We start from the raw sequence: 25,103 nt of genomic DNA on the forward strand, positions 1-25,103 counted from the left end.
TCGCTAGCATCGCCTTTGCAGGGCGACGGCAGTCAGCTGGCATCATATGCCGTGACGAAGCTTTTGCCTGTGGGCGCCTCGACCGTGATCGCCCCGATGCCCTGGCCGGACACGATCGCTGCCGGCGCGGATACCGACCAAGCGATCCCCACATTGCCTGGCGGCATCGGGGGGGGCCGTGGCGCTGAACACAGCCTCGCTATTTGGCCCCTTGGATTGCGCGATGCCGAACGCCGGGCATGCCGATGCGTCGATTTCGCTGATCTCGGTCGTCGCGCTATTGGTCTCGAGCACTCCCGGGGATAGCCTCCGATATCGACCGTCGCAATGGCGTTATCCCCCGGATTGGCTTCGACCGAAATCGATGCGGTGCCCTGGCCGGCACTGATCGTCCCTGCCGATACGCTCCAGTTGAACGTCGGGTCGCCCTTCCCCTCGCCGCCGTAGATCATCGCGCTGAAGGTCGCCTTGCCCTTTTCCGAAGAAGACCGGCTGACATAGACGGACGGACAGGCATCCTGCGCCGACGCGGCTGCCCAGGTCGTGCTTCTTACCGGTCAACAGCGCCCGCGAGAGGGTGCTGAGCACCATCGGCGCCTTCCCTTCGCCATGGCCATCGCAGCCTAGTTCTGCCGCGCCCGCTCCTTCGCATCCACGCGGCCCGCGATCAGCCGCTGCGCGCGGTTGGCACCTTCGCCGCCTTCGCTCGCGCCATATTGCGAGGCCTGGCGGTACAGCGCCAGCGCGCCGTCATAGTCGCCGCGCTGTTCGGCGCAGAGCCCCAGGTTAAAGAGCAGCGAGGCATTGCCCTGCAACTCCGGCTGCATCGCGTCCCAGCCGGCACAGGCGCCGCGCACATCGCGCTTGGTCAGCTTGATCAGATCCTTGAAGCGCTTGGCAGCGTCCTTCGCCATGCCCTTGGTGCTTTCGCGCACGCGGATGTCATAGGTCCGCACGCTCGGCGCGATGTCGTAGCGCACCTCGTTGGCGATCTGCTGGATCGCGGCCTGAACGGTGTCCTCGACGCTGCGATAGGGGTTCTGCCCCTCGCACCAGCTGATCTCCTCGCGAAACGGCTTGCTCTCGGAATAGACCACGCGCCCGTCCTGGTTGCGCACCAGCCGGAAATCGGCGCGCAAATTGACGACGCGGCGGCGGCAGCGAACATCGACCTCGGCCTCCTTCAGGCACTTGCCGTCCTTGTCCTTCTCGACGCAGCGTTTCTCTTTCTTCTTGAACTGGTTCTCCTCGACCCCGGTCACTGCCGATCCGTCCAGCGAGCCCTCGGCATTGCCGCGCCCGGCGCGCCCGCCCATCAGCGCGAAATGCGTGCCGCCCAGCGCGCGCTCGACTGCGTTGGCCAGCGCGATCCCGTCCTGCCCGTCGAACCGCCCGATCGCCAGCGAATGCAACAGGCTCGCCTCGCGATGGCCCGCCGCGAACTCGCCAGTGATCCGCAGCACTTCGGCCCGTGCGGTTCCCGCCGTCGCCAGCGCGATCGCCGCACTGGCCGCCCAAAGCCTGATTCCCCGCATCGGACCTGCCCCCTTCCCTTGTGTCGGGACGCAGAGCATCATGACGCTCGCGTAATGTCCAGCCCCCAGCCGTTTCGCTCGCGTGTCCGGACTCGGGTTGCATCCCTCGCCCCCCGATGCTAACCGCGCCGCGACCCATCGGGGCTGCCTTTGCGGCGTGCCCCTTTTTCGTATGGGACGACATTTCAGACCCTCCAAGAGGAACTCGATCGCGTGGAGAATTCCGGCGGTATTCAAGCCAGCCTAAGCGGACGCTACGCTACCGCTCTGTTCGAGCTGGCACGCGAATCGAATTCGCTTGCGGCAGTCGAGGCGAGCCTCGCCACCGTGCGTCAGGCGCTCGACGAATCGGCAGATTTCAAGGCGCTGACCGTCAGTCCGCTGGTCGGGCGCGGCGCGGCCGCCGCTGCAGTCGCGGGCGTGGCGCAGCACCTCAAGCTCGATTCGATCACCACGAAGTTCCTCGGCGTGCTTGCCGACAATCGCCGGCTGTCCAAGCTGCCGCAGGTGATTGCGGCCTTCCGCGCCCTGGCCGCGGCGCATCGCGGCGAAGTGAGCGCGCAGGTCACTTCGGCACATCCCCTTTCGTCCGATCAGGTCGACGCGCTGAAGGCTCAGCTGCGCACCCGTATCGGCCGTGACGTCTCCGTCGACCTCTCGGTCGATTCTTCGCTCCTTGGCGGGCTGGTCGTGAAGATCGGCAGCCAGATGATCGACTCGTCGATCAAAACCCGACTGAACTCCCTCGCGAATGCGATGAAAGGCTGAAAATGGACATCCGCGCCGCAGAAATCTCGAAGGTCATCAAGGACCAGATCGCCAATTTCGGCACCGAGGCCCAGGTCTCGGAGACCGGCCAGGTGCTCAGCGTCGGTGACGGCATTGCGCGCATCCACGGGCTGGACAATGTCCAGGCCGGCGAGATGGTCGAATTCTCGAATGGCATCCAGGGCATGGCGCTCAACCTCGAGGCCGACAATGTCGGCGTCGTGATCTTCGGCTCGGACGCCGAAATCCGCGAGGGCGACACCGTCAAGCGCACCGGCACGATCGTCGACGTCCCCGTCGGTAAGGGCCTGCTCGGGCGCGTTGTCGATGGCCTCGGCAATCCGATCGACGGCAAGGGCCCGATCGTCACCGATCAGCGCAGCCGCGTCGAAGTGAAGGCCCCGGGCATCATCCCGCGCCAGTCGGTCAGCGAGCCGATGCAGACCGGCCTCAAGGCAATCGACGCACTCGTGCCGGTCGGCCGCGGCCAGCGCGAGCTGATCATCGGCGATCGCCAGACCGGCAAGTCCGCCGTCGCTGTCGACACCTTCCTCAACCAGAAGACGGTCAACGCCGGTACGGATGAGTCGAAAAAGCTGTACTGCGTTTATGTCGCGGTCGGCCAGAAGCGCTCGACCGTCGCGCAGCTCGTCAAGACGCTCGAAGAGAATGGCGCGATGGAATATTCCATCGTTATCGCCGCGACCGCTTCGGAACCCGCACCGCTGCAGTTCCTCGCACCGTATACCGGCACTGCGATGGGCGAGTATTTCCGCGACAACGGCATGCACGCGCTGATCGTGTTCGACGATCTCTCGAAGCAGGCAGTCGCCTATCGCCAGATGTCGCTGCTGCTGCGCCGTCCTCCGGGCCGCGAAGCCTATCCCGGCGACGTTTTCTATCTCCACAGCCGCTTGCTCGAGCGCGCCGCCAAGATGTCGGACGCCAATGGCGGCGGCTCGCTGACGGCGCTGCCGATCATCGAGACCCAGGCAGGCGACGTGTCGGCCTACATCCCGACCAACGTGATCTCGATCACCGACGGCCAGATCTTCCTTGAGACCGATCTGTTCTTCGCCGGCATCCGCCCGGCGATCAACGTCGGCCTGTCGGTCAGCCGCGTCGGCTCGGCGGCGCAGACCAAGGCGATGAAGAAGGTCGCCGGCTCGATCAAGCTCGAGCTCGCCCAGTATCGCGAGATGGCGGCGTTCGCGCAGTTCGGCTCGGACTTGGACGCTTCGACCCAGAAGCTGCTCAACCGTGGTGCTCGTTTGACGGAGCTGCTCAAGCAGGCCCAGTTCTCGCCGCTGCCCTTCGAAGAGCAGACGGTATCGATCTTCGCCGGCACCCAGGGTTTCCTCGATACGATCGCGGCTACGGACGTGGTGCGCTACGAGGCGGCAATGCTCGCCGATATGCGCGCCAATCACGCCGGCGTGCTCAGCGCGATCCGCGAGACCAAGGACCTCAAGGACGATGTCCGCGCCGAGCTCAAGGAAGCGCTTGAAGCTTTCGCGAAGACATTTGCCTGATAGCCGTCGCCCCGGCGAAAGCTGGGGCCTCGTGCCGCACAAGATGCCAGCTCGCGCTGGCATGACGATGGTAGGATAGAATGGCCTCTCTCAAGGCGCTAAAACTTCGGATCGGCTCGGTCAAATCGACCCAGAAGATCACCAAGGCGATGAAGATGGTCGCCGCTGCCAAGCTGCGCCGTGCGCAGGAGGCGGCGGAAGCCGGCCGTCCCTATGCCCAGCGCCTCGAAAGCGTCGTCGCCAGCCTCGCCAGTAAGGTGACCGTCAGCGAGTCCAGCCCCAAGCTGCTCGCCGGCACCGGCAAGGATCAGGTACATCTGCTCGTCGTCGCAACATCGGACAAGGGCCTGGCCGGCGCGTTCAACACCAACATCGCCCGTCTCGCCCGCAAGCATGCCCGCGACCTCACTGCGCAGGGCAAAACGGTCAAGATCTACACGATCGGCCGCAAGGGCCGCGCCGTGCTCAACCGCGAGTTCCGCGCCAACATGGTCCATGGCATCGAGCCCGGCGATCTCGGCAAGCTGAGCTTCGCGGACGCACGTGGCTATGCCGACGATCTGATCGCACGCTACAATGCCGGCGAGTTCGACATCGCGACGCTCTTCTTCTCGAACTTCAAGTCGGTCCTGACGCAGGAGCCGACCGCGCAGCAGATCATCCCGGTCGCGCCTCCCGTGGCCGGCGCCACCGGCGACGTCACGTCCTCGGGCGCGGCCGTGACCTATGAGCCCGACGAGGAATCGATCCTCGCCGATCTGCTCCCCAGCAACGTTGCGATCCAGCTCTACCGCGCGATGCGTGAGAACGCCGCTTCGGAGCAGGGCAGCAAGATGACCGCGATGGACAACGCCACGCGCAACGCCGGCGATCTCATCAAGCGTCTCTCGATCCAGTATAACCGCGCCCGTCAGGCCGCGATCACGACCGAGCTGGTCGAAATCATTTCCGGCGCCGAAGCGCTCAAATAGTCCGAAGCAAGGAAGAACCGATGGCATCCGCAGCCCCCACCACCGAAAAGCCCGCCCGCAAGCCGCGCGCCCCCAAGGCAGAAGCGACTCTCGGCGCAGCGCCCGCGACGGCCACCAGCACCGGCCGCATCAGCCAGGTCATCGGCGCCGTCGTCGACGTGTCGTTCGATGGCGAGCTCCCGGCAATCCTCTCGGCACTCGAGACCGACAATAACGGCACGCGCCTCGTCCTCGAGGTCGCCCAGCATCTCGGCGAATCGACGGTCCGCACCATCGCGATGGACACCACCGAGGGTCTGACCCGCGGCCAGGCCGTCACCAACACCGGCTCGCAGATCCGGGTGCCCGTCGGCCCCAAGACGCTCGGCCGCATCCTCAACGTCATCGGCGAGCCGATCGACGAGCGTGGTCCGGTGGGTGCTGAGAGCACGATGCCGATCCATGCCGAGGCGCCGCTTTTCGTCGATCAGTCGACCGAAAGCTCGATCCTCGTCACCGGCATCAAGGTCATTGATCTTCTCGCGCCTTACGCAAAGGGCGGCAAGATCGGCCTGTTCGGCGGCGCTGGCGTCGGCAAGACCGTGCTGATCCAGGAGCTGATCAACAACATTGCCAAGGGCCATGGCGGCACTTCAGTGTTCGCAGGCGTCGGCGAGCGTACCCGTGAGGGCAACGATCTCTATCACGAGTTTCTCGACGCCGGCGTCATCGCCAAGGACGCCGACGGCAACCCGACCAGCGAGGGCTCGAAGGTCGCCCTGGTATTCGGCCAGATGAACGAGCCCCCCGGCGCGCGCGCACGTGTCGCCCTCTCGGGCCTGACCATCGCTGAATATTTCCGCGACGTCGAAGGCCAGGACGTTCTGTTCTTCGTCGACAACATCTTCCGCTTCACTCAGGCGGGCGCCGAAGTCTCGGCACTGCTCGGCCGTATTCCTTCGGCCGTGGGCTATCAGCCGACGCTGTCGACCGACATGGGCGCCCTCCAGGAGCGCATCACCTCGACCAACAAGGGCTCGATCACTTCGGTGCAGGCCGTGTACGTCCCCGCCGACGACATGACCGATCCGGCCCCGGCCACCTCGTTCGCCCACTTGGACGCCACGACGGTTCTCAACCGCGCGATTTCGGAGCTGGGCATCTACCCGGCAGTCGATCCGCTCGATTCGTCGAGCCGCGTTCTCGAGCCGCGCATCGTCGGCCAGGAGCATTACGAGACTGCCCGCCGCGTCCAGGAGACGCTGCAGAAGTACAAGTCGCTCCAGGACATCATCGCGATCCTCGGCATGGACGAGCTTTCCGAAGAGGATAAGCTGGTCGTGTCGCGCGCCCGCAAGATCCAGCGCTTCCTCTCGCAGCCGTTCCACGTTGCCGAAGTCTTCACCGGCATCCCCGGCGCGTTCGTGCAGATCGAAGACACGATCAAGTCGTTCAAGGCGGTGGTGAACGGCGAGTATGATCACCTGCCTGAGAGCGCCTTCTACATGGTCGGCGGCATCGACGACGCCATCGCCAAGGCCGCCAAGATGGCCGAAGACGCGTAAGACTAACTCTCCCTCTCTCCGCTCGCGGGGAGAGGGATTAAGGTAAGAAAATGGCTCTGCACTTCGAACTCGTCACTCCGGAAAAGCTTGTTCGCTCGGAAGGCGTCCACATGGTGGTCGTCCCCGGCAGCGAAGGCGATTTTGGTGTGCTCCAGGGCCATGCCCCGCTGATGTCGACCGTCCGCGACGGCAATATCGAGATCTACCGGACCTCGATGAGTGAAACCCCCGAGACCATCCGTGTCGAAGGCGGCTTCGCCGAAGTCAACGAACGCGGCCTGACGGTCCTCGCCGAGCGCGCCGAATAAGCTCCTTCTCCATTCCTCCCTCGCGAAGCGGGGGGGAGGGGGCCTCTCCAGCAGCGATCGCGCAAGCGACCAATACTCCCTCCGTCAGCCTGCGGCTGCTACCTCCGCCGCTTCGCGAGGGAGGAATTCGTGAGGCCTCACTTCCTTAGCCCATACACCCATCGCTGCGGCTTGCTCCCATCCGCCAGCGAAATCTCCGCGTTCAGCACATCGCCTTCGCGCCAATAGCGCACCACTTGCGGATAATCGTGCGCGCGGTTCTCGAAGCGCAGCGCCATTCCCGGCTGCCCGCCCACCGAGCGGAAATCCGTCGGCTTCTGCCGTATAGGCTGAGCGTGAAAGACGAAGCCATCGCCTTCCGGGCGGATCTCCATATGCTCGTCGATCGTCACGAAGCGCTCGTGCCAGGTCTTGCCCATGCCGCGCAGCACGCCATTCCCCATCGCCCGCCAACTCTCGCAAGTGGTACCCTTGAGTCCCGTCCCCTCCCCTTGCGTGCACCATTCGCCGACCAGCCAGTCCAACGGGCCGGCTTCCTGCGCCGAAGCGGGCGCGGTGAAAGCGAGTGCGGCCAGCGCCGCCACAGCGTGCAACTTCATCATGGCGTCCCATGCCGTCCCAGCTGACAATTCAGCCGCGGGAGCCTGACTCGAACCGGGGCTACAGTCCAGTCCCTGCGGAAATGCGCAGGTTTGCCGCAACACCGCGACTGGGTTAGCCTGGGTAACCAGGGAGGATTCGATGATGCGCTTGGCTGGTTTGGCGGTGGCACTGATGCTCGGTTTGTCAGAGCCCGCTCGGGCGCAAACCGCCCCCGCCCCGGCCACCGATCCCGGCGGCTTTGAAGGCTCATGGACGTTCGGCGGAGAGGTCAGGCCGCGGGCTGCGGGCGGCAGTTATTATGTGCACGGCGTAGCCATTCCCAAGCATCTGGTCGGCGGCGCCTACACCATCCAGATCGTGGCGATCGAACCGCATTGGAAGCCCGGCGAAGTGATCCAGCCTTTTTCCGCCCGCCAGAAGTGTAAGGGGCAGCTCACCGGCACCGCGCTCAGCATCACTTGCACCGTCACTTCCGGCACACCGGGCTATCATCCAGACGAGTTCAAGCTGACTCGTACCAATAGCGTCAGCTGGGGTGGCAGCATGGCGATCGGCACGAGCACCAATCGCATGGCAGTCAGCTTCTACAAGGTGGGTTGAGCCTAACGGCCGCTGCGCCGCCAAGCCCCGGAAAGCAGCCTGGCCGCCACCGCAGAGACTCCTGGCCGCACGAACAGCCAGTCGCGGATAGCCGGGCCCTTCTCGGCTCCGATCACGCGCTTATAGCCGCTGTCGCCCGCACCCCAGTCGACGCTGGCAATGCCATCCTCAAGCGCGCGGACGAGGTTGCGGTAATAAAGCAGCTTCCCGGGCGAATGCTTGCCGAAGGCCGGATCGTAGCTGTTGGCGATCGCATATTTGAGCGCACCGGCATTGAGATCGAACGAAAAGGCCGCGGGCGCACCCTCGACGCGCAGCATTGCCGCCCACATCATGCCCGCGAGTACCGGATCCGCCGCCGCCGCGCGCCAGAATGCGCCATGGCCGCTGGTAGTGAATTTGGCATCCGAACCATCAGTCCGCGCCGCGATCCAGCTCTTCTCCTCGACGAACGCCAGCGCATCGAATGCCGCCGCGTCCCAGTCGCCGCCCGAGACGAACGACCAGTCTAGCGCGCCGTGGGCGCCCAGATGCTTCTCGTGAAAGCGGTTCTTGCGCAGCGTCGAATTACGCGGCCAGCCACCGTCTTCCCCCTGCGCCGCGCGCATATCGAGCAGATAGGAATCCGCGACGAACCGGTCGAGCACTGCCCAGCCTCTCGCCTTCGCGGCTTCCTTGAGCAGCTCCAGGCCTGGATCGCCATCATAGACCGGCCCGATTCGCAGCGCGCGCACCTCGCGCGCCAGCCGCGGCAGCAAAGCCTCCATCACCTCGACGCCTGCATCTTCGCGCACCGGGAAGCTGCGGAACGGCCAATAGCATCCCGGTATCTCGGCCAGCCCCAGCCAGCCCGGCCCCTTTGCCACCAGTGGCAGGGCCGCAACCGGCTCACCCTCACGCGACACCATCAGCGTCCGCGCCGATCCGCCATAGGCCCGCAGCGCCGCGGCGAACCAGCCATAGCGCAGGAAGCGATGCGAAACCGCCGCGCGCTCCGCCACGGCATCGATCGAACCCGCCAGCCCATCGACGCAATCCACCCCATGCGCCGGCGGCAGGCGCGTAAACTGATCGAGCGGCATCGGCTTGGACATGCCGCGCTTTTAGCACCTACCTCTTACCAACAGGTTTGAACCCCGTCATAAGGGCAGGTGATGTTCCCCAGCCCCTATCTCTCCACGGTATCCGACACCATCCAGGCGGCGATCGCCCCGGTGTTCCTGCTCGCGGGCATCGGCGCGTTCCTCAACGTTATGGTCGGCCGCCTCGCGCGGATCGTCGATCGCGCGCGCTCGATCGAGCAATTGCATCCGCGCTCGACCGGGCCCGAGCATGACCGCCACGTCTGGGAATTGCGCATCATCGACAAGCGCATCGCCGTGATCAACCACGCCATCTTCTTGTGCACCGCGAGCGCGCTGGCGATCTGCGTCGTCGTCGCTTTGATGTTCGTCTCGCGCCTCGCCAATCTCCATGTCGGCCTCTGGGTCGCTATCGCCTTCATCCTCTCGATGCTGCTGCTTATGGCGGGGCTCATCTATTTCCTGTTCGAAGTCCGCATGTCGCTCAAGGCGATCCATGTCCGCAAGGAATTGCTCGAGCTCGACAAGTGAGCCGCACCGCCGAGAAGCGCCTGCTTCAGGCGCTGATGGCGCTGACTCTGCTGCTGCCCCTCAGCGCCGCGCTCGCAGGCACGCTCGGCGGCCCCGGCTTCCTCAAGCCACCAATCATCCCCACCGATCTCGACAGCCATTTTCGCTACATATCGGGGCTGTTCCTGGGGATGCTGCTGCTCTTCGCCTCCTGCATCCCCAACATCGAGCGCCGCGGGCCGCGGCTGCGCATGCTCGCCTTCATGGTCTTTATCGGCGGACTGTTCCGCTTCTATTCGCTGGTGGCGATCGGCACGCCCTCGATCGGCCACCTCATCGGCCTCGGCATCGAACTGGTCGAGCTGCCGCTGATCCTGGTCTGGCAGGCGCGACTCGCCCGGCGCTTCACTTGATCTTGCGCGGCCCCAGGTCGGCGGGCGCGCTCGGCGCATAGGTCGGCGCCACCCGCGCCTTTGCCGCCTGCTCATATGCATAGCCCGCACGCAGCATCCGGTCTTCGGTGTAACGCGATCCGATGAACGACAGTCCCACCGGCAATCCCTGCACCAGCCCCATCGGCACGGTGAGGTGCGGCCATCCCGCCACTGCTGGAAGCTCGCTCGCGCTCGGCCCCTGGAACTGGTCGCCATAGACCGGGTCGGAAAGCCACGGCATCCCATAGGTCGGCTCGACCAGGAACGAGACATTGCCCGCGCGCATCATCTTCGCGAGCCCGTCCGCCGACGCCATCCAATAGGATTTCTCGCGCGCCGCCTTGTAGTCCGGATCGTCGAGCCCCTTGGTCTTCTCCGCGTCGATGAAGATTTCCTGCCCGAAAAAGGGCATCTCCGCCGCCTTGTTGGTTTCGTTGAAGGCAATCACGTCGGCCAGCGTCCGCGTCTTCACCGCTGCCGGCGTAGTCGCCAGATACGCGTTGAGATCGGCTTTCAATTCGGTCTTGAGTACGATGAATTCGGCATCGCCCAGTCCCTCCAGCTTCGGCACCGTGATATCGACCAGCACCGCGCCCTGCGCCTTCAAAACGCCAAGCGCCTCCTCGAACTTCGCTGCGAGCGCCGCGGGCATATCGGGGCGGATCACGCCCAGCCGCACGCCCTTCAACCCGTCAGCAGACAGCTTCGCGGCAAAATCGCTGCGCCAGCTATCCGCGCTGCTCGTCGTCGAATCGGCGGGATCGGTGCCGACCATCGCGGTGAACAGGATCGCCACATCCTTCACCGTCCGCCCCATCGGCCCCGGTGTATCCTGGCTATGGCTGATCGGCACGACATGCGTGCGGCTCACCAGCCCGATCGTGGGCTTGAGCCCGACCAGCCCGTTCATCGATGCGGGGCACACCACCGAACCATCGGTCTCGGTCCCCACCGCCACTGCTGCGAGGCTCGCCGCGACCGCCGCGCCTGATCCGCTCGACGACCCGCACGAGGAGCGGTCGAGTGCGTAAGGGTTACGCACCAGGCCGCCGATCGCGCTCCACCCGCTCATCGATTTGGTCGAGCGGATGTTTGCCCATTCGCTGAGGTTGGTCTTGCCGAGGATCACGGCACCCTGCGCGCGCAGCCGCGCGACCACCGGAGCGTCGCGCTTGGTCATATTGTCCCTAAGCGCCAGGCTCCCCGCCGTGGTCGGCAGTTCCTTCGTCTCGATATTGTCCTTGATCAGCACCGGAATCCCGTCGAGCGGGCCCAGCAATTTGCCCGCCTTGCGCCGCGCGTCGCTCGCGCCCGCCTGCTCGCGCCAGTTCGGGCTGATCGCGATCACCGATCGAAGTGTCGGTCCGCGCTGGTCGAGCATCTTGATTCGCTCGATATAAGTGTCCGCGATCCGTTCGCTGGTCCATTCGCCGGATGCCAGCTTGGCGCCGAGTTGGTCGATGGACATTTCGCCGATGGTGATCGTATCCACCGGCGGCTCTTGGATAACGATATCCTGCGCCATCGCCGGCCCGCCCGCTGCCAGTGCCGCCGCCAATATCCAACCGCGCATCGCCAACCCCCTGAGTTCGTTCGGATACACAGGCTAGGCGAACGCCGCCCCCGATGCCAGCCGCCCGAAGCGCGGAACGCGGCTGTCCCCGGCACGTTCTAAACGCTTGCCGTCGCCCCGGACCACCGCCACGATGCCTTCCACAATGATAGACGATTTGCCGGGCAACCGCTTCGAACTGCTGGTCCAGAGCATAACCGATTACGCGATCTACATGCTCGATGTGGAAGGCAATGTCGCGAGCTGGAATCCGGGCGCCCAGCGTTTCAAGGGCTATGCCCCCGCCGAGATCATCGGATCGCATTTCTCCCGCTTCTACTCCACCGAGGACCAGGAGGCGGGAACCCCGGCCCGCGCGCTGAAGACTGCGCTCACCGAAGGCCGCTTCGAGGCCGAAGGCTGGCGGATGCGCAAGGACGGCTCGCGCTTCTGGGCCAATGTCGTCATCGATCCGATCCACGACGCCGCCGGCCGCCATGTCGGCTTCGCCAAGATCACCCGCGACCTGACCGAGCGCCGCGCTGCCGAGGAAGCATTGCGCCTGTCGGAAGAACGCTTCCGCATGCTCGTCCAGAGCGTGACCGATTATGCCATCTACATGCTCGACGCCGGTGGCCATGTCGTCAGCTGGAATCCCGGCGCGCAGCGCTTCAAGGGCTATACTGCCGACGAGATCGTCGGCGAGCATTTCTCGCGCTTCTATACCGAAGAAGACAAGGCGACCGACCTCCCCACCCGCGCGCTCGAAACCGCCGAACGCGAGGGCCGCTTCGAAGCCGAAGGCTGGCGGATGCGCAGGGACGGCACGCGCTTCTGGGCAAACGTCGTGATCGATGCGGTCCGCGACGATCACGGAACGCTGGTCGGCTTCGCCAAGATCACCCGCGACCTGACCGAACGCCGCAACGCTCAGCTCGCGCTCGAACAGGCACAGGAAGCGTTCTTCCAGTCGCAGAAGATGGAAGCCATCGGCAAGCTCACCGGGGGCGTCGCGCACGATTTCAACAATCTGCTTGCCGCCGTGATCGGCAGCCTCGATCTCGCGCGCCGCCGCATCGCCGGCGGCGGCGATGCGTCGCGTTTCATCGACAATGCGATGAAGGCGGCCGAGCGCGGCGCCACGCTCACCCAGCGCATGCTCGCCTTCGCGCGCAAGCAAGAGCTCACGCTCGGCACGGTCGATCTGGCGCAGCTCGTCCGCGGCATGGCCGATCTGCTCGAGCGCACAATCGGCGGCGAGACCACGATCGAGACGCGCTTCCCGCTTACGCTCAAGCCCGTCCATGCCGATGCCGCCCAGCTTGAGCTCGCCTTGCTCAATCTGGCAGTCAATGCGCGCGATGCGATGCCCGCGGGCGGCGCGATCACGATCTCGGCGCGCGAAGAGCATGTCGAGGGGCGCTCGCACGGGCTTGCCCCGGGCACCTATGCCTGCCTCTGCGTCGTCGACGAAGGCGAAGGCATGAACGCGGATACGCTATCCCACGCCACCGATCCCTTCTTCACCACCAAGGGCGTCGGCAAGGGCACCGGGCTCGGTCTGTCGATGGTCCAGGGCTTTGCCGAGCAATGCGGCGGCAAGCTCGTCCTGCTCAGCAAGCCCGGCCAGGGCACCACTGCCGAGATCTGGCTCCCCGTTGCCACGGTCGCGGCCAAGGCTGCCGCTGCAGAAAGCCTGCCTTCGCCCGCCCCCCGCGCCAGCGAGCCGCTACTGATCCTGGTAGTGGACGATGATCCACTGGTGCTGACCAACACCAGCGCGATGCTTGAGGATATGGGCCACAAGGTCGTCGCCGTCGCCTCTGGGCGTGAGGCACTCCGCTCGCTCGGCAATCTCCCCGCCGATCTGCTGCTCACCGATTTCGCGATGCCCGACATGAACGGCGCCGAGCTCGCCGACGCCGCCCAGACCGGCTGGCCCGATCTCCCCGTCCTGATGGTCTCGGGCTATGCCGATCTCCCCGCCGGGGCCGCGAATCACCTGGTAAAACTCGCCAAACCCTTCCGCGAAGAACAATTGGCCGACGCCATCCGCGAAGCTACCGCCCATCGCCGCAGCCCGGGACAAGTCGTCCAGTTTCCTGGGCGCTAAGACGTAGGCTCGAAGATTTCTCATCTTAAGCCCCTCCCCTTCAGGCGTATCGGGTCGGCCATGCCCCACCCCCAACCCTCCCCTGAATGGGAGGGGCTAGAAAAGCGTAAGCCCGCTCAACCCCACAGATTGTGTCCACAGGATTCACAGCGGCATTAATTTTTTTCGCCTTCGTATTTCTCCTCTTGCCTTCCAAAAACCCTAGGAAGGTCCACGCGTCGCGGCATCTCGGGACGATTTGGCATGCCACGAGCCGAGTCATTTTAGCGACGAAACGTTGGCCCGATTAACCATTTAGCATCTTGTGCCCGGACTCGGTTTGGCACAATCTGTAGTGGTTGCACTGAGGGGCAAGCTCAAGCACTGGTAGAACCAGCGCCGCATAGCTATATGCGGAACAGGTTGCTGCGTGTCTGGCTGCAGCGCGATGGACACTTTTTGTTCTCATTGCGCGGGTCTATGCTGACCGTCCCCCGAGTCGAACGGAGCCTTCCCGTGAATGGAGGCGTGTTGTGGGCGATAGGGGCTTTAAGTCATGGAATTCAGGGACACCGATAGCGTGAGCGAAACCGTCACCGAAGCACCGATCATTGCCAAGGCAGCGCCCGAAGCGGCTGCGCCCAAGCCCGCTCGCGCCAAGAAGGCCAAGAGCGATTCGCACAGCGTCGACGTCCAGCTCTTCGCAGTCGAAGTCGATCATTCGCGCGACGCGTTGCTCACCGAATTCGGCAAGGACACGCTCAAGGATCGCTATCTGCTTCCGGGCGAGAATTTCCAGGATCTTTTCGTCCGTGTGGCCTCGGCTTATGCAGACGATCAGCCGCACGCCCAGCGTCTCTACGATTACATCTCGAAGCTGTGGTTCATGCCCGCCACCCCGGTTCTCTCGAACGGCGGCACCGGGCGCGGTCTGCCGATCTCGTGCTTCCTCAATTCGGTGCCCGACAGCCTGGGCGGCATCGTCGATACCTGGAACGAGAATGTCTGGCTCGCGTCGCGCGGCGGCGGCATCGGCACCTATTGGGGCAATGTCCGCGGCATCGGCGAGCCGGTCGGCCTCAATGGCAAGACCAGCGGCATCATTCCCTTTGTCCGCGTGATGGATTCGCTGACCCTCGCGATCAGCCAGGGCTCGCTGCGCCGCGGCTCGGCCGCCTGCTATCTCGATATCTCGCATCCCGAGATCGAGGAGTTCCTCGAAATCCGCAAGCCCTCGGGCGATTTCAATCGCAAGGCATTGAACCTCCACCACGGCGTCCTCATCCCCGACGCCTTCATGGAAGCCGTGCGTGACGGCGCCGAATGGACGCTGCGCAGCCCCAAGGACCAGAGCGAGCGCGGCAAGGTCGATGCCCGTGCGCTGTTCCAGAAGCTCGTCGAGACCCGTCTCGCGACCGGCGAGCCCTATATCGTCTTCGCCGATCACGTGAATTCGAACATGCCCAAGCATCACCGCGATTTGGGCCTCAAGGTCTCGACCTCGAACCTTTGCTCGGAAATCACCCTGCCGACCGGCACCGATCACCTCGGCAACGATCGGACCGCGGTGTGCTGCCTGTCCTCGCTCAATCTCGAAAATTGGGATCAGTGGAAGGACGAGAAGGGCTTTATCGAGGACGTAATGCGCTTCCTCGACAATGTGTTGCAGGACTATATCGACCGGGCCGAGCCGGGCATGGAAAAGGCCGCCTATTCGGCGATGCGCGAGCGTTCGGTCGGTCTCGGCGTGATGGGCTATCACAGCTTCCTTCAGGCGCGCGGACTCCCTTTCGAAGGGGCGATGGCCAAGTCGTGGAACCTGCGCATGTTCAAGCACATCCGCGCACAGGTCGATGAGGCTTCGATGCAGCTCGCCGTCGAGCGCGGCGCCTGCCCGGATGCCGCCGATATGGGCGTGATGGAGCGCTTCAGCTGCAAGATGGCGATCGCACCGACGGCGTCGATCTCGATCATCTGCGGCGGCGCTAGCGCCTGCATCGAGCCGATCCCGGCCAATGTCTACACCCACAAGACGCTTTCGGGCTCGTGGTCGGTGCGCAATCCATATCTGGAGAAGCTGCTCAAGGAGAAGTCCAAGAACAGCGACAATGTCTGGAATTCGATCCTCGAGATGGGCGGCTCGGTCCAGCATCTCGATTTCCTCAGCCAGGAGGAAAAGGACTGCTTCAAGACCAGCTTCGAGATCGATCAGCGCTGGATCCTCGAGCTCGCCGGCGATCGCACGCCCTATATCGATCAGGCCCAGTCGCTGAACCTGTTCATCCCCGCGGACGTCGAGAAGTGGGACCTGCTGATGCTCCACTTCCGCGCGTGGGAATTGGGCATCAAGTCGCTTTATTACCTGCGCTCGAAGTCGGTCCAGCGCGCCGGCTTCGCGGGCGGCGTGGAGGCCGACAACACGATCGACGCCCCCAAGTTCGAAGTCGAATCACGCGATTACGACGAATGCCTGGCGTGCCAGTGAGTGGCAGCCTCGGCTTGCCTGAGTAATCCGGGGACTCGTCACAACGGTTGGCGGGCGCGGTGAAGCCGCCTCGCATGTCGGTGTGGCTGAAGGAAGGGCGGCCGAAGCCGCCGGTCGGCGAGGATGGAAGCATGGACCAGAAGACAGGGTGCACGATGATAGCAGCCGTCGTCGGCGCGATTGCGCTGGTCGTCGTGCTGTTCGGCTATCCGCAATACCGTGTCTATTCGCAGCGGCTAGCGGGTGAGGCGGCGCTGGCCGAGGCGCAGTCGTCACGCCAAGTCGCGATCCTGGAGGCGCGGGCCAAGAAGGAAAGCTCGATCCAGCTGGCCGAGGCCGAAGTCATTCGTGCAAAGGGCGCGGCAGAAGCCAATGCGATCCTGCAGAACAGTCTCGGCGGCCCCGAGGGTTATCTCCGCTACCTGCAGATTCAGGCGCTCGAATCGAGCAAGGCGTCGCTGATTTACGTTCCGACCGAGGGCGGCCTGCCGGTCACCGAGTCGCGCCGCCTGGCAATCAGCAAGCCGGAAGCGGATTGATGCACGCCCGCGATTTCACAAACGAGGGAAGGGGCGCGGAAACGAGTTCCGCGCCCCTTCCACGGGCCTCAGCCCTCGCTTTCTTCCTCCTCGAACGTCACCGCCACATCGGCATTGGCGCTGAGCCGCACCTGGTCGCCCTCGACGTCGGCGATCAGGCCGGTCGAGATGTAGTGGTGGTGCCCGGCATGCGCGCCCTCGGCGCCTTCGATCTGCGCGCCCGAATCCTTCTTGGTGAGCTTGATGCGGTCGCCCTCGACATGGTCGACGGTGCCGACATGGACGCCGTCGGCGCCGATGACTTCCATATGCTCGCGGATGTTGCTGGTATCGGCCATATTCGATCTCCTTTGGGGGGTTCGGGCGCTCAACGCGTGCGCCGGAAAATCGATGCACGGCCGCGAAACGATGCAAGGATCGCCGCATGACCAACCTCCGCCCATGGTTCGCCCTCGCCGCACTCGCGACGCTCGCCGCCTGCGCCACCCAGGCCGTGGGCTCGACTGCGCCGGCAGCACCCGGCTTCCTGTTCGGCCTGTGGCACGGCTTCATCTTCCCGGTCGCCTGGTTCCTGTCGCTCATCGTCCCCGACGTTTCGATCTACGCCGTGCCCAACAATGGCGGCTGGTATGATTTCGGCTATTTCCTCGGCATCTGCGTGTTCGGCGTCGGCGCCAATCGCGGCCGCAAGGTGGTGGTGCGCGAGCGCGTCGTCACGCGCGATCGCGGCCGCGTGATCGATCACGAATGACCCGCAGCCTCGCCATGATGGCCGGAGTGGCCGCCGTCGCCGGCAGCGCGGGCCTCACCACCCTGGTGCGCCCGTCGCTGGTTCGCCGCGCCCTCGGCCTGCCCGATGCGGAGGCGACCACCTACGCCCTGCGCATCGCTGGCATGATGCTCTTCGCCCTCGGCCTGTTCCTCGGCGGCTTCGCGGCCGCCTTCCGCCTTTCCCAATAATCAAGTTCGTCTCGGAGTAACCGCCATGTCCCTTCTCGAAGCCCGCAACCAGTACAAGCCCTTCGAATATCCCTGGGCCTATGATTTCTGGAAGCGCCAGCAGCAGATCCACTGGATGCCCGAGGAAGTGCCGCTCGGCGAGGATTGCCGCGATTGGGCGCAGAAGCTCACCGATCACGAGCGCAATCTGCTCACCCAGATCTTCCGCTTCTTCACCCAGGCCGATGTCGAGGTCCAGAATTGCTATCACGAGCAATATGGCCGCGTCTTCAAGCCCACCGAGATCAAGATGATGCTCGCCGCCTTCTCCAACATGGAGACGGTGCACATCGCCGCCTACAGCCATCTGCTCGACACCATCGGCATGCCCGAGAGCGAATATGGCATGTTCCTCGAATATGCCGAGATGAAGGACAAGCACGACTATCTGCAGAATTTCGGCGTCGAGACCGATGTCGATATCGCCAAGACGCTGGCGATGTTCGGCGGCTTCACCGAGGGGCTCCAGCTCTTCGCCAGCTTCGCGATGCTGATGAACTTCCCGCGCTTCAACAAGATGAAGGGCATGGGCCAGATCGTCAGCTGGTCGGTCCGCGACGAGAGCCTCCACTGCGAAGGCATCATCAAGCTGTTCCACACCTTCGTCCGCGAGCGCGATTGCTACACCAAGGCAGTGAAGTCCGACATCATGGACATGTGCCAGACGACGGTGCGCCTCGAGGACAATTTCATCGATCTCGCCTTCGAACAGGGCCCGGTCAACGGCATGACCCCCAAGGAGATCAAGAAGTATATCCGCTACATCGCCGATTGGCGGCTGGGCCAGCTCGGCCTCAAGCCGATCTACATGATCGACGAACACCCCCTCCCCTGGCTCGCGCCTCTGCTCAACGGCGTCGAGCACGCCAATTTCTTCGAACAGCGCGCGACCGAATATTCGAAAGGCGCGACGCGGGGGGCGTGGAACGAAGTGTGGGATTCGTTCGACAAGCGGCAGAAGGCGAAGGCCGGGCCTGTTGCGAATGAGGATGTCGCGAGCGGCGAAGGGGATATGTTTGCGAAGGCTGGGATTGCGGCGGAGTGAGGATTTGAAAATTGCCTAGGATCTCAGAGCATTTTCAACTCGGCGTGAGTCAACCAAGTCTCGACTTCGTTGACACTCACACTGAACGTGACGTGCTTTTATTTGTCGATCCTTTCGCAATTTCTCTGAAAGACGATAGCTGGTCCACACTATGCTTGGATCACATAAATTCATTTTTTCAGAGGGCGCTTGCGCTCATCCATGCTGGTGACAGAGATGCGGCAACGCGAATTCTCAGCAACTTAAAAGAGCCTAAAGAGACTGGCTTGGGTTATGGTACTAAACCGCGCCGAGGCCGTGGTGTTGGTGGGGAGAAAGCTCTTGATCTCTACGCGGCACTTTCCAGCAGTCGCGCTGCTCAAAGTGGCCTATTGCAGGACTTAGGTGAGTTTGATCTTTTTGTTGATGGCATCGGCCCCGATGGGCTGTCTGATATCACCACCAATATCATTAAGCGCCCTCTCATTGAGTACACTCAACAACAAGCTAAACTCTGGAATATTCCTGTACGTCCTAACGTGGCCGTCTCGCGGATCTGGGACATCGCGTCGGAGAGTTGGGTAACTGGATATTTCGACCTTCCTATTGTTGGGAACTCTGGCTTGCTTTTGGTGCCGAAATTTAGTGTTCGGCGACAAATGACCCTCACCAGCCAAGAATTTTATAGTGATTTCGTGCTGGATTATCTTGAGCAGGAAGAGGTCGCCAGAGGCTCCGGCTTGGTGCACGTTATTAAGAAGTCCGGAGAGCGAAAGGTATTTAAGAAGGACTTGAAGCAAAAATATGAATTTTCTAAGGATTTCTTAGCGCAGTTTGCGGGTGCAACTCCACAAGTATTGGAAAATTACAAGCGGTTCTATCGAGAGCTTCCGGGCGGCGTGGGCGCCGCCTCCAATTCAGACATACTCGAAAACTTTGATGAGGTAGTTTTTGCACGGGCCTTGATCGCCGAGCTTCCAAATATTCCGCGCGGGCCGGATGATGCCACCCGTTACCATCGTTTCATGGTCGGCGTGTTTGAGTTCCTATTTTATCCCAACCTCATATATCCCGTTATGGAACAGGAGATCCATGAAGGGCGCAAACGAATTGATATCTTGTACACCAATGCATCGCAGCATGGATTCTTCCGACGGGCTCAAACGCAACCCCAGATGCGGAGCCAGTTCGTGCCAGTCGAATGTAAGAACTATTCGCGCGACATGGCAAATCCTGAACTCGATCAAATTGCTGGTCGCTTCTCGCCACAACGTGGTCGGTTTGGCATCATTTGTTGTCGGGAACTCCAAGATAAAGAACGCTTTATTGCTCGTTGCAGGGATACAGCTCGCGATGACCGCGGAGTAATTCTGCCACTGGACGATCAGGACGTCATTACCTTGCTAGATATGGTCGCTCAATGGCGTCGGACCTCAGCCGATGAATTCATCGATCAAAGAGTCAGACAGATCCTAGCCTAGCTTAACCTTCCAAGGACACGCTACGTAATCCGCGCCTCACCCCCCGGATACCGCCGCCGCGGAGACCAAGCCCTTCCCCGATCGCTTCGAAGCGTTGGCGAAGCGCGAAGGCGTAAAGCCCGCCGACTTCCCCCATGTCGCTTTCTATCTCAAGGCCGGCGCGCGCTACGCCGAGACGCAGGATGTCTGGGCCGAGATCGCCAGGACCGGCACGCGCTGACCCCGATGCCCTGACGCCGTCGCTTGACGCCAGGCCATGAGGATCGCAGACCTCTAAGATCGCATCGAGGGGGAATGTCATGATCCGCAATGCCGCCATAGCCGCCGTCTTCGCCCTCGCCGCGATCGCCGCGCCCGCACAGGCCGAGACCCTCACCTTCCACGCCGTGCTCAACGGCGCCTATGGCGACGCGCCCACCGGCTCCGCCGCCACCGGCCGCGCCACAATCCGCGTCGATACCGACACCAAGCGCGTCTCGGTCGATCTCCAGGTCACCGGCATCAGCATGGACGATCTGTGGGACAAGCTCGTCGCCGCCCCGATCGGCCCGGTCCATTTCCACAAATACGCAACCGCCGCCGGCGGCCCCGCGGCGCTGGCATTGCCGCTGCCTTATGGCGCCGATTACCAGGCCACTCCCAACGGGCTGCGCGTCACGATGCGCGACTATGATTATGATACCGGCGCCGCCCTGCTCAAATCCACGCTGGGTTTCGACGCATTCGTCGCCGCGATGAAAAGCGGGCTCGTCATCCTCAACGTCCACACCGACAAGTTCAACGCGGGCGAGATCAGCGGGACCGTCGTCGCCGGTTGAACCGCTTCACCAGGCCGGACCCGGCAGCCGCAGCCAGCGAAAATAAACCTGTCCTACACCAACCAATATGGTTATCTGCCCGCGCTCCGAAAAACCATGAGGAGCCAGTCATGCGACACTATCCCGCGCCTGAAATCTCGAACGAGGAGTTCGACGCCTGGGTTGCGGCGGGCGATCGGGACGAGGCCATTGCCGAGGCGGCGGATGAGGAAGGCGGGCCGCGCCTGTCGCTCGTCGCCATCGCCGATCGCGCCCCGCCAGACCCGACCGACCTGCTGCCTCCGGCGGTTACTGCAGCCGGCGATGCCACGCCGTTTGACGGAATTGCCCTCCCCGACAGCCGCAGGCGTGCCGGGTGGAGCGCCGAGCGCCAGCGGCACTTCCTCGCCAGCCTTGCCGAAACCGGCTCGGTCCATCTCGCGTCTGCGGATGCGCGTCTTTCGGCGCGCTCGGCCTATCAGTTGCGGATGCGCTCGCCGGCCTTCGCCGCCGCCTGGGACACAGCGGAGCAACTGGCCGTCGGGCGGCTCTCGGCGCTCGCCTTCGATCGCGCGATCAATGGCCGCACCGAGCAGATCTGGCATCGCGGCGAGTTGATGGTCGAGAAGCGCCTGCCCAGCGACAAATTGCTGACATGGCTGCTCGCCCGGCTCGATCCCCGCCGCTTTGCCGCCCCGTGGGAGCGGGACAAGCAGACCGCCGCCGATCCCCAGGCCATGGCGCGCCAGTCCTTTCCGGGCCAGCTCGACGCGATCACCGATCTGCCCGCCGAATGACCTCCATGGTCACTGCGAAGATTGGGAAGATTGGGAAGATTGGGAAGATTGGCGGGCGCCGGGCCGGGAAGTGCGGGTCGCTTCGTCCCGAAACCTGCCGCGCTTACCAGCCGCTGCCTGGCCCGAACGTGACCTCGACGCGGCGGTTCTGCGGCTCGCGCACGCCGTCCGGGGTGTCGATCAGCGGGCGGCTCTCGCCAAAGGCCTCGGTGGTAATCACGCCGTCAGGGATTCCCCGGCCGGCCAGATAGCCGCGCACGTTCGCTGCCATCCGCTGCGACAGCCCGACATTATATTGATCGGTGCCGTCGCGATCGGTGTGACCGGCAATCATCACCTGAGCCTGGCCGCAGGTCATGTAGGCGGAGGCGGCATTGTCGAGGATCGCGGCGCCCGCGGGCGTGACCTTGTCGCTGTCGAAATCGAAGAACACCATGAACGGCCCGGCGACGCAGTTCGCGGTCTGGGCCGCAGCCGGTGGCGCAACGCTGAGCGCGCCGGCCGCGAGCAATGCAATTGCCAGGATCTTCCGCATCATTCTTCCCCTTTGAAAACCTTCGTTCCTGCACATGCGTGATCGGGTGGCCTGCCCAAGTCAATATGTCCAAACCTTACAAATCCTGACACATGTTAGACGCATCGCGGCTCGCCCATTTATCCTGTGTTCACAAACCGTTGCCGCACAGCCACACTTCATTGGCAACCCGCTTTAATCACTGCTGCGATGCAACAAAGCCCGTCCCCATTCGCTCCGCAGCCCTCCGATGCCCCCCGCGTCCATTCCGGGATGCGGCACGGCCATCGGCAAACGAAAAAAACCAAGGGTTCATTGTAATGCGTAAGCTCATCCTCCTCGCCGCCGTCGCCGCGGCGCTCCCCACCGCCGCCATCGCGCAGGAGACTGCGGACACCAGCGGCACCACCACCGAAACCGCCGCGCCCGATGGCACGTCCGCTTTCGGCATCGAGCCCTATTTCGGCGTGATGGGCGGCTATGAGCGCTTCGACGACGAGCGCACTCGCGCCGGCATCCCGCTCGTCGGCCGCGATCTCGATGGCAGCGTCGTCCAGGGCGTGCTCGGCGTCAACGTCCCGCTCGGGCCGCTGTTCGTCGGTGCCGAGGGCAATGTCGTGAAGGGCGTCAAGGGTGCGATCGATTGGGAATATGGCGCTGCCGGCCGGTTCGGCGTGCGCGCCGGCGATAGCGGCCTGATCTATGGCAAGGTCGGCTATCAGTGGGTCAATTTCGACACGTTCGGTGAGAATAGCCGCGATTTCCACGACATGACCTACGGCGTCGGCGTCGAAGTCGGCCCCAAGGATATCGGTCTCGGCGGCCTTACCGGCAATAGCGGCGTGCGCCTGCGTCTCGAAGCCAACACCTTCGGCGATTTCAACAGCTTCCGCCCGATGGCGGGCCTGATCGCTCACTTCTAAAGCCGATTGGCGGCGGGGCGTCCTTCTTGCGGAAGGGTGCCCCGCTCCTTTCACGCCCGCATGCGCTCCCCGCCGCGCCCGTGATCGCACGCCGCCTCGCCCAGACAGATCAGCCGATCGTAACCGCTCCCCGGGCAGATTGAGTGCGCCGCCACTTGCGGCACCAGGCCCGATAGCCGGAAGCCGCGCGGCCGCAGCAGCCCGGCCAGCCGCCGCGTCCGCCGCGCCCCGTCCCACGGCTTGAGTTCCTTGCCCTCGCCTGCAGAGACTCGCTCGCCGACCGCCGCATAGTCCGCGGTCGCCAGCTGCGGAAACAGCGCCTTGGCCAGCGCCCGCACAAAGCTCGGCGCCTGCGGTCCCGGCGGCAGATGCGGCACAGGATCGCCCTCGATCTCGTAGCGCAGGCACGCAATCCGGCTCTCTGCATAGCTCCTGGCAAAGGCGGCATTGCCCGCCCGCGCCGCGGCGATCGTCGCCACGCTCACGCCCAAGTCCGCCCAGCAAGTCTGCCGCGCCGCGCGCATGGCAAACAGATTGGCCAGCGCGCCGCCCTTGCTATGCCCGGTCACGAACAGATGCCGCGCCGATCGCCGGTCGAGCAGGCTCTGGTCGAGCATCGCCTGCACCGCGGTATGCAAACCCGGCCTGCCCTCGGCATCGCTCCACAGCCGCCGCAGCGAGTCGGCAAAGCCCAGATGCACTCCGCCGCCATAGATCGGATCCTCGACGCACAGCGACAAACCGCCGTTGAGCCAGTCGAGCACCACGCTCCACTCGTCATGCCCGGTGCCGAAGAAGGGCGGCAGCGACCCGCGGAACGCGACCACCACGCCTTCATTGACGCGCCCGACCAGCGCCAGGTCGATGCCGCGCGCAATCGCCAGCGGCGGTTCGATCCAGCCGACGCGGCGCTGCTCCATTTCCATCCGGGGCTGATAGGCTTGCGAAGCCGCATAGAGCATCCGCCGTTTCATGCAGTCGCGCATCCTCGCTCCTTTCGTCCGCTCCCTGGCCTCCCGTGGCGAGTCGCCGCAATTCAGTGGAGTCCCAGGTCCGGGTTGGCCCGCAGGTCTGCCGCGCAGCGGGCGAATGCGGGGAACGGGTTGACGAATGCCCGTTCCCTGCGCCAAAATGCATGCTTCACCGCCAGAGAGCGCCCCATGAAGGAAATTGCCGCCCGCTGATCGGCGGCCCGGGTCCCGCCCGGTGCGCCGTCGCGCATGCGCCGTCCCCGCTCAACAGCGGGGCGCGCCGACGCACGTCAGCGAAAAGGCATCACCTTGAATATCTCGAAAAACGAACAGCGCGTGCTCCACGCGCTGGCGCAAGGCGGGCGCATCGTCCACCGCCGCTGCCCCGAAGGCCGCATCGTCGCGGCGGACTGCTTCACGCGGGATGGCTTCGTCCTCACCGATTGCACGCTCGGCCTGTTCCGGCGGCTAAAGCGCCGCGGGCTCATCGCCAGCCAAAGCGGCCAGCCCTATCGGATCAACCGCGAGGGCCTGGCCGCAGTCCGCGCCCAGCTCGACAATCGGTAGCGCCTGAAAGGGAGCCGTCCCCGCGGAGGCGGGGCGGCTCCCGGAATGGCTATTCGTTGCCGTATTGCGCGATCGGCGTGCCATCGTCCTGATACTGGACGACCACGAAATTGTTCTCGCACAGGTTGATGCCCGTCCAGATCGAGGAATCGCCATCGTCATGGACGATCTTGAGATCGTAGACGCACTCGTCGACATCGTCGACGAAGCGGATCACGGTCTTATCTAGCTCGCCCAGCGTATCGACGCCGAGCACATCATCTTCCCAATCGTTGACGTTGGTCGGCGAGATATAGAGCTCGGAAATCGTCCGGCTGGTGACGTTGGTCAGCACGAAGTTGCGCTGGTCGGCCTGCGCCGCGCTTGGCAGCAGCAACGCCGCAGCCGAGATCGCCGCCATCGTCAGAGTACGCATGTGATATCTCCCCTTTGCCGATATACCCGCGCCCTTCAGGAACAATCCGGACATAATTTG

General features: G+C 63.9%; 28 protein-coding genes and 2 pseudogenes. 20 read left to right on the top strand and 10 right to left on the bottom strand.

From position 1 onward, the window contains the following. Positions 1-32: 32 nt before the first annotated feature. The 3 genes and pseudogenes from ACZZZM_RS00140 to ACZZZM_RS00150 form a co-directional block, all read right to left on the bottom strand. Positions 33-167, bottom strand: coding sequence for a hypothetical protein (locus ACZZZM_RS00140; protein WP_463596477.1), 135 nt, complete (start codon positions 165-167; stop codon positions 33-35). Between the two features lie 210 nt (positions 168-377). Then, positions 378-452 (bottom strand): annotated as a pseudogene (locus ACZZZM_RS00145) (hypothetical protein); the annotation flags it as partial. A gap of 171 nt (positions 453-623) precedes the next feature. Further along, positions 624-1,535 (bottom strand): tetratricopeptide repeat protein, encoded by a 912-nt coding sequence (locus ACZZZM_RS00150; RefSeq protein WP_463593087.1) that lies wholly within the window; start codon positions 1,533-1,535, stop codon positions 624-626. Between the two features lie 213 nt (positions 1,536-1,748). On the opposite strand from ACZZZM_RS00150, the gene ACZZZM_RS00155 reads away from it, so the two are divergent. From ACZZZM_RS00155 to ACZZZM_RS00175, 5 genes are all read left to right on the top strand, one after another. Then, positions 1,749-2,303 carry a F0F1 ATP synthase subunit delta gene (locus ACZZZM_RS00155; protein WP_463593088.1) on the top strand — a complete coding sequence of 185 codons (555 nt, stop codon included), beginning with the start codon at positions 1,749-1,751 and terminating at the stop codon, positions 2,301-2,303. Between the two features lie 2 nt (positions 2,304-2,305). Beyond that, positions 2,306-3,835, top strand: a complete 1,530-nt coding sequence (gene atpA, locus ACZZZM_RS00160) for a F0F1 ATP synthase subunit alpha (protein WP_463593089.1) — start codon at positions 2,306-2,308, stop codon at positions 3,833-3,835. A gap of 80 nt (positions 3,836-3,915) precedes the next feature. After that, complete coding sequence (locus ACZZZM_RS00165) at positions 3,916-4,806, top strand: F0F1 ATP synthase subunit gamma (protein ID WP_463593090.1); 891 nt, start codon at positions 3,916-3,918, stop codon at positions 4,804-4,806. 20 nt (positions 4,807-4,826) lie between these two features. Further along, positions 4,827-6,350 carry a F0F1 ATP synthase subunit beta gene (atpD, locus tag ACZZZM_RS00170; RefSeq protein WP_463593091.1) on the top strand — a complete coding sequence of 508 codons (1,524 nt, stop codon included), beginning with the start codon at positions 4,827-4,829 and terminating at the stop codon, positions 6,348-6,350. Between the two features lie 50 nt (positions 6,351-6,400). Next, positions 6,401-6,658, top strand: a complete 258-nt coding sequence (locus ACZZZM_RS00175) for an ATP synthase F1 subunit epsilon (protein ID WP_463593092.1) — start codon at positions 6,401-6,403, stop codon at positions 6,656-6,658. A 137-nt stretch (positions 6,659-6,795) separates the two neighbouring features. On the opposite strand, the gene ACZZZM_RS00180 is transcribed toward ACZZZM_RS00175, so the two are convergent. After that, on the bottom strand, positions 6,796-7,257 hold the full coding sequence (locus ACZZZM_RS00180) for a DUF6265 family protein (protein ID WP_463593093.1): 462 nt from the start codon (positions 7,255-7,257) through the stop codon (positions 6,796-6,798). A gap of 142 nt (positions 7,258-7,399) precedes the next feature. On the opposite strand from ACZZZM_RS00180, the gene ACZZZM_RS00185 reads away from it, so the two are divergent. Beyond that, positions 7,400-7,861, top strand: a complete 462-nt coding sequence (locus ACZZZM_RS00185) for a hypothetical protein (protein ID WP_463593094.1) — start codon at positions 7,400-7,402, stop codon at positions 7,859-7,861. Positions 7,862-7,863: 2 nt separating this feature from the next. Here ACZZZM_RS00185 and ACZZZM_RS00190 read toward each other — a convergent pair whose 3' ends face one another. Beyond that, a complete protein-coding gene (locus tag ACZZZM_RS00190) occupies positions 7,864-8,955 on the bottom strand; it encodes a GNAT family N-acetyltransferase (protein WP_463593095.1) in 1,092 nt (363 codons plus the stop codon). A gap of 60 nt (positions 8,956-9,015) precedes the next feature. Between ACZZZM_RS00190 and ACZZZM_RS00195 the strand changes: the two genes are divergently transcribed. Then, complete coding sequence (locus ACZZZM_RS00195) at positions 9,016-9,474, top strand: DUF2721 domain-containing protein (protein ID WP_463593096.1); 459 nt, start codon at positions 9,016-9,018, stop codon at positions 9,472-9,474. Continuing rightward, positions 9,471-9,866, top strand: coding sequence for a DUF4345 domain-containing protein (locus tag ACZZZM_RS00200; RefSeq protein ID WP_463593097.1), 396 nt, complete (start codon positions 9,471-9,473; stop codon positions 9,864-9,866). Before ACZZZM_RS00195 ends, ACZZZM_RS00200 begins: the two co-directional genes overlap by 4 nt. Here ACZZZM_RS00200 and ACZZZM_RS00205 read toward each other — a convergent pair. Beyond that, positions 9,859-11,460, bottom strand: coding sequence for an amidase (locus ACZZZM_RS00205; RefSeq protein WP_463593098.1), 1,602 nt, complete (start codon positions 11,458-11,460; stop codon positions 9,859-9,861). The genes ACZZZM_RS00200 and ACZZZM_RS00205 overlap by 8 nt on opposite strands. Positions 11,461-11,593: 133 nt before the next feature. On the opposite strand from ACZZZM_RS00205, the gene ACZZZM_RS00210 reads away from it, so the two are divergent. The 3 genes from ACZZZM_RS00210 (at position 11,594) to ACZZZM_RS00220 (ending at position 16,555) form a co-directional block, all read left to right on the top strand. Beyond that, complete coding sequence (locus ACZZZM_RS00210; protein WP_463593099.1) at positions 11,594-13,552, top strand: hybrid sensor histidine kinase/response regulator; 1,959 nt, start codon at positions 11,594-11,596, stop codon at positions 13,550-13,552. A 535-nt stretch (positions 13,553-14,087) separates the two neighbouring features. Beyond that, entirely contained in the window at positions 14,088-16,016 is a 1,929-nt protein-coding gene (locus ACZZZM_RS00215) for a ribonucleoside-diphosphate reductase subunit alpha (RefSeq protein ID WP_463593100.1), read from the top strand. Between the two features lie 59 nt (positions 16,017-16,075). Continuing rightward, positions 16,076-16,555 (top strand): SPFH domain-containing protein, encoded by a 480-nt coding sequence (locus tag ACZZZM_RS00220; protein ID WP_463593101.1) that lies wholly within the window; start codon positions 16,076-16,078, stop codon positions 16,553-16,555. A 68-nt stretch (positions 16,556-16,623) separates the two neighbouring features. Here ACZZZM_RS00220 and ACZZZM_RS00225 read toward each other — a convergent pair whose 3' ends face one another. Continuing rightward, positions 16,624-16,893: a DUF2171 domain-containing protein gene (locus ACZZZM_RS00225; RefSeq protein WP_463593102.1), complete on the bottom strand. Its 270-nt coding sequence runs from the start codon at positions 16,891-16,893 to the stop codon at positions 16,624-16,626. A gap of 86 nt (positions 16,894-16,979) precedes the next feature. Here ACZZZM_RS00225 and ACZZZM_RS00230 point away from each other — a divergent pair, with 86 nt between their 5' ends. From ACZZZM_RS00230 to ACZZZM_RS00260, 7 genes are all read left to right on the top strand, one after another. Then, a complete protein-coding gene (locus ACZZZM_RS00230) occupies positions 16,980-17,306 on the top strand; it encodes a hypothetical protein (RefSeq protein WP_463593103.1) in 327 nt (108 codons plus the stop codon). Next, a complete protein-coding gene (locus ACZZZM_RS00235) occupies positions 17,303-17,515 on the top strand; it encodes a hypothetical protein (protein WP_463593104.1) in 213 nt (70 codons plus the stop codon). Before ACZZZM_RS00230 ends, ACZZZM_RS00235 begins: the two co-directional genes overlap by 4 nt. Positions 17,516-17,540: 25 nt before the next feature. After that, entirely contained in the window at positions 17,541-18,599 is a 1,059-nt protein-coding gene (locus ACZZZM_RS00240; RefSeq protein WP_463593105.1) for a ribonucleotide-diphosphate reductase subunit beta, read from the top strand. A gap of 92 nt (positions 18,600-18,691) precedes the next feature. Then, positions 18,692-20,059, top strand: a complete 1,368-nt coding sequence (locus ACZZZM_RS00245; protein ID WP_463593106.1) for a hypothetical protein — start codon at positions 18,692-18,694, stop codon at positions 20,057-20,059. Between the two features lie 94 nt (positions 20,060-20,153). Continuing rightward, the gene (locus tag ACZZZM_RS00250; RefSeq protein ID WP_463593107.1) at positions 20,154-20,279 is read left to right on the top strand and encodes a hypothetical protein; all 126 of its coding nucleotides are present in this window, start codon (positions 20,154-20,156) and stop codon (positions 20,277-20,279) included. A gap of 79 nt (positions 20,280-20,358) precedes the next feature. After that, positions 20,359-20,877, top strand: coding sequence for a CHRD domain-containing protein (locus ACZZZM_RS00255; protein WP_463593108.1), 519 nt, complete (start codon positions 20,359-20,361; stop codon positions 20,875-20,877). 110 nt (positions 20,878-20,987) lie between these two features. Continuing rightward, positions 20,988-21,653 (top strand): hypothetical protein, encoded by a 666-nt coding sequence (locus ACZZZM_RS00260; protein ID WP_463593109.1) that lies wholly within the window; start codon positions 20,988-20,990, stop codon positions 21,651-21,653. 103 nt (positions 21,654-21,756) lie between these two features. Here ACZZZM_RS00260 and ACZZZM_RS00265 read toward each other — a convergent pair. Further along, positions 21,757-22,134 (bottom strand): annotated as a pseudogene (locus ACZZZM_RS00265) (OmpA family protein); the annotation flags it as partial. A gap of 353 nt (positions 22,135-22,487) precedes the next feature. Here ACZZZM_RS00265 and ACZZZM_RS00270 point away from each other — a divergent pair. Next, entirely contained in the window at positions 22,488-23,090 is a 603-nt protein-coding gene (locus tag ACZZZM_RS00270) for an opacity protein (protein WP_463593110.1), read from the top strand. A 50-nt stretch (positions 23,091-23,140) separates the two neighbouring features. Here the strand turns inward: ACZZZM_RS00270 and ACZZZM_RS00275 are convergent, their stop codons facing one another. Further along, positions 23,141-24,076 carry a lipase family protein gene (locus tag ACZZZM_RS00275; RefSeq protein WP_463593111.1) on the bottom strand — a complete coding sequence of 312 codons (936 nt, stop codon included), beginning with the start codon at positions 24,074-24,076 and terminating at the stop codon, positions 23,141-23,143. Between the two features lie 294 nt (positions 24,077-24,370). Between ACZZZM_RS00275 and ACZZZM_RS00280 the strand changes: the two genes are divergently transcribed. Next, the gene (locus ACZZZM_RS00280) at positions 24,371-24,628 is read left to right on the top strand and encodes a YjhX family toxin (RefSeq protein ID WP_463593112.1); all 258 of its coding nucleotides are present in this window, start codon (positions 24,371-24,373) and stop codon (positions 24,626-24,628) included. Positions 24,629-24,677: 49 nt separating this feature from the next. Here the strand turns inward: ACZZZM_RS00280 and ACZZZM_RS00285 are convergent, their stop codons facing one another. Beyond that, positions 24,678-25,043 carry a hypothetical protein gene (locus ACZZZM_RS00285; protein ID WP_463593113.1) on the bottom strand — a complete coding sequence of 122 codons (366 nt, stop codon included), beginning with the start codon at positions 25,041-25,043 and terminating at the stop codon, positions 24,678-24,680. Between the last annotated feature and the right edge of the window lie 60 nt (positions 25,044-25,103).

Source organism: Sphingomonas sp. AC522 (genome assembly GCF_979258125.1).

Excerpts from the sequence above, each read along its gene's own strand:
- ACZZZM_RS00140 (WP_463596477.1), bottom strand. The coding sequence starts at position 167 with ATGCCGCCAGGCAATGTGGGGATCGCTTGGTCGGTATCCGCGCCGGCA.
- ACZZZM_RS00150 (WP_463593087.1), bottom strand. The coding sequence starts at position 1,535 with ATGCGGGGAATCAGGCTTTGGGCGGCCAGTGCGGCGATCGCGCTGGCG.
- atpA (WP_463593089.1), top strand. The coding sequence starts at position 2,306 with ATGGACATCCGCGCCGCAGAAATCTCGAAGGTCATCAAGGACCAGATC.
- ACZZZM_RS00165 (WP_463593090.1), top strand. The coding sequence starts at position 3,916 with ATGGCCTCTCTCAAGGCGCTAAAACTTCGGATCGGCTCGGTCAAATCG.
- atpD (WP_463593091.1), top strand. The coding sequence starts at position 4,827 with ATGGCATCCGCAGCCCCCACCACCGAAAAGCCCGCCCGCAAGCCGCGC.
- ACZZZM_RS00175 (WP_463593092.1), top strand. The coding sequence starts at position 6,401 with ATGGCTCTGCACTTCGAACTCGTCACTCCGGAAAAGCTTGTTCGCTCG.
- ACZZZM_RS00180 (WP_463593093.1), bottom strand. The coding sequence starts at position 7,257 with ATGAAGTTGCACGCTGTGGCGGCGCTGGCCGCACTCGCTTTCACCGCG.
- ACZZZM_RS00185 (WP_463593094.1), top strand. The coding sequence starts at position 7,400 with ATGATGCGCTTGGCTGGTTTGGCGGTGGCACTGATGCTCGGTTTGTCA.
- ACZZZM_RS00190 (WP_463593095.1), bottom strand. The coding sequence starts at position 8,955 with ATGTCCAAGCCGATGCCGCTCGATCAGTTTACGCGCCTGCCGCCGGCG.
- ACZZZM_RS00195 (WP_463593096.1), top strand. The coding sequence starts at position 9,016 with ATGTTCCCCAGCCCCTATCTCTCCACGGTATCCGACACCATCCAGGCG.
- ACZZZM_RS00205 (WP_463593098.1), bottom strand. The coding sequence starts at position 11,460 with ATGCGCGGTTGGATATTGGCGGCGGCACTGGCAGCGGGCGGGCCGGCG.
- ACZZZM_RS00210 (WP_463593099.1), top strand. The coding sequence starts at position 11,594 with ATGCCTTCCACAATGATAGACGATTTGCCGGGCAACCGCTTCGAACTG.
- ACZZZM_RS00215 (WP_463593100.1), top strand. The coding sequence starts at position 14,088 with ATGGAATTCAGGGACACCGATAGCGTGAGCGAAACCGTCACCGAAGCA.
- ACZZZM_RS00225 (WP_463593102.1), bottom strand. The coding sequence starts at position 16,893 with ATGGCCGATACCAGCAACATCCGCGAGCATATGGAAGTCATCGGCGCC.
- ACZZZM_RS00230 (WP_463593103.1), top strand. The coding sequence starts at position 16,980 with ATGACCAACCTCCGCCCATGGTTCGCCCTCGCCGCACTCGCGACGCTC.
- ACZZZM_RS00235 (WP_463593104.1), top strand. The coding sequence starts at position 17,303 with ATGACCCGCAGCCTCGCCATGATGGCCGGAGTGGCCGCCGTCGCCGGC.
- ACZZZM_RS00240 (WP_463593105.1), top strand. The coding sequence starts at position 17,541 with ATGTCCCTTCTCGAAGCCCGCAACCAGTACAAGCCCTTCGAATATCCC.
- ACZZZM_RS00255 (WP_463593108.1), top strand. The coding sequence starts at position 20,359 with ATGATCCGCAATGCCGCCATAGCCGCCGTCTTCGCCCTCGCCGCGATC.
- ACZZZM_RS00260 (WP_463593109.1), top strand. The coding sequence starts at position 20,988 with ATGCGACACTATCCCGCGCCTGAAATCTCGAACGAGGAGTTCGACGCC.
- ACZZZM_RS00270 (WP_463593110.1), top strand. The coding sequence starts at position 22,488 with ATGCGTAAGCTCATCCTCCTCGCCGCCGTCGCCGCGGCGCTCCCCACC.
- ACZZZM_RS00275 (WP_463593111.1), bottom strand. The coding sequence starts at position 24,076 with ATGCGCGACTGCATGAAACGGCGGATGCTCTATGCGGCTTCGCAAGCC.
- ACZZZM_RS00285 (WP_463593113.1), bottom strand. The coding sequence starts at position 25,043 with ATGCGTACTCTGACGATGGCGGCGATCTCGGCTGCGGCGTTGCTGCTG.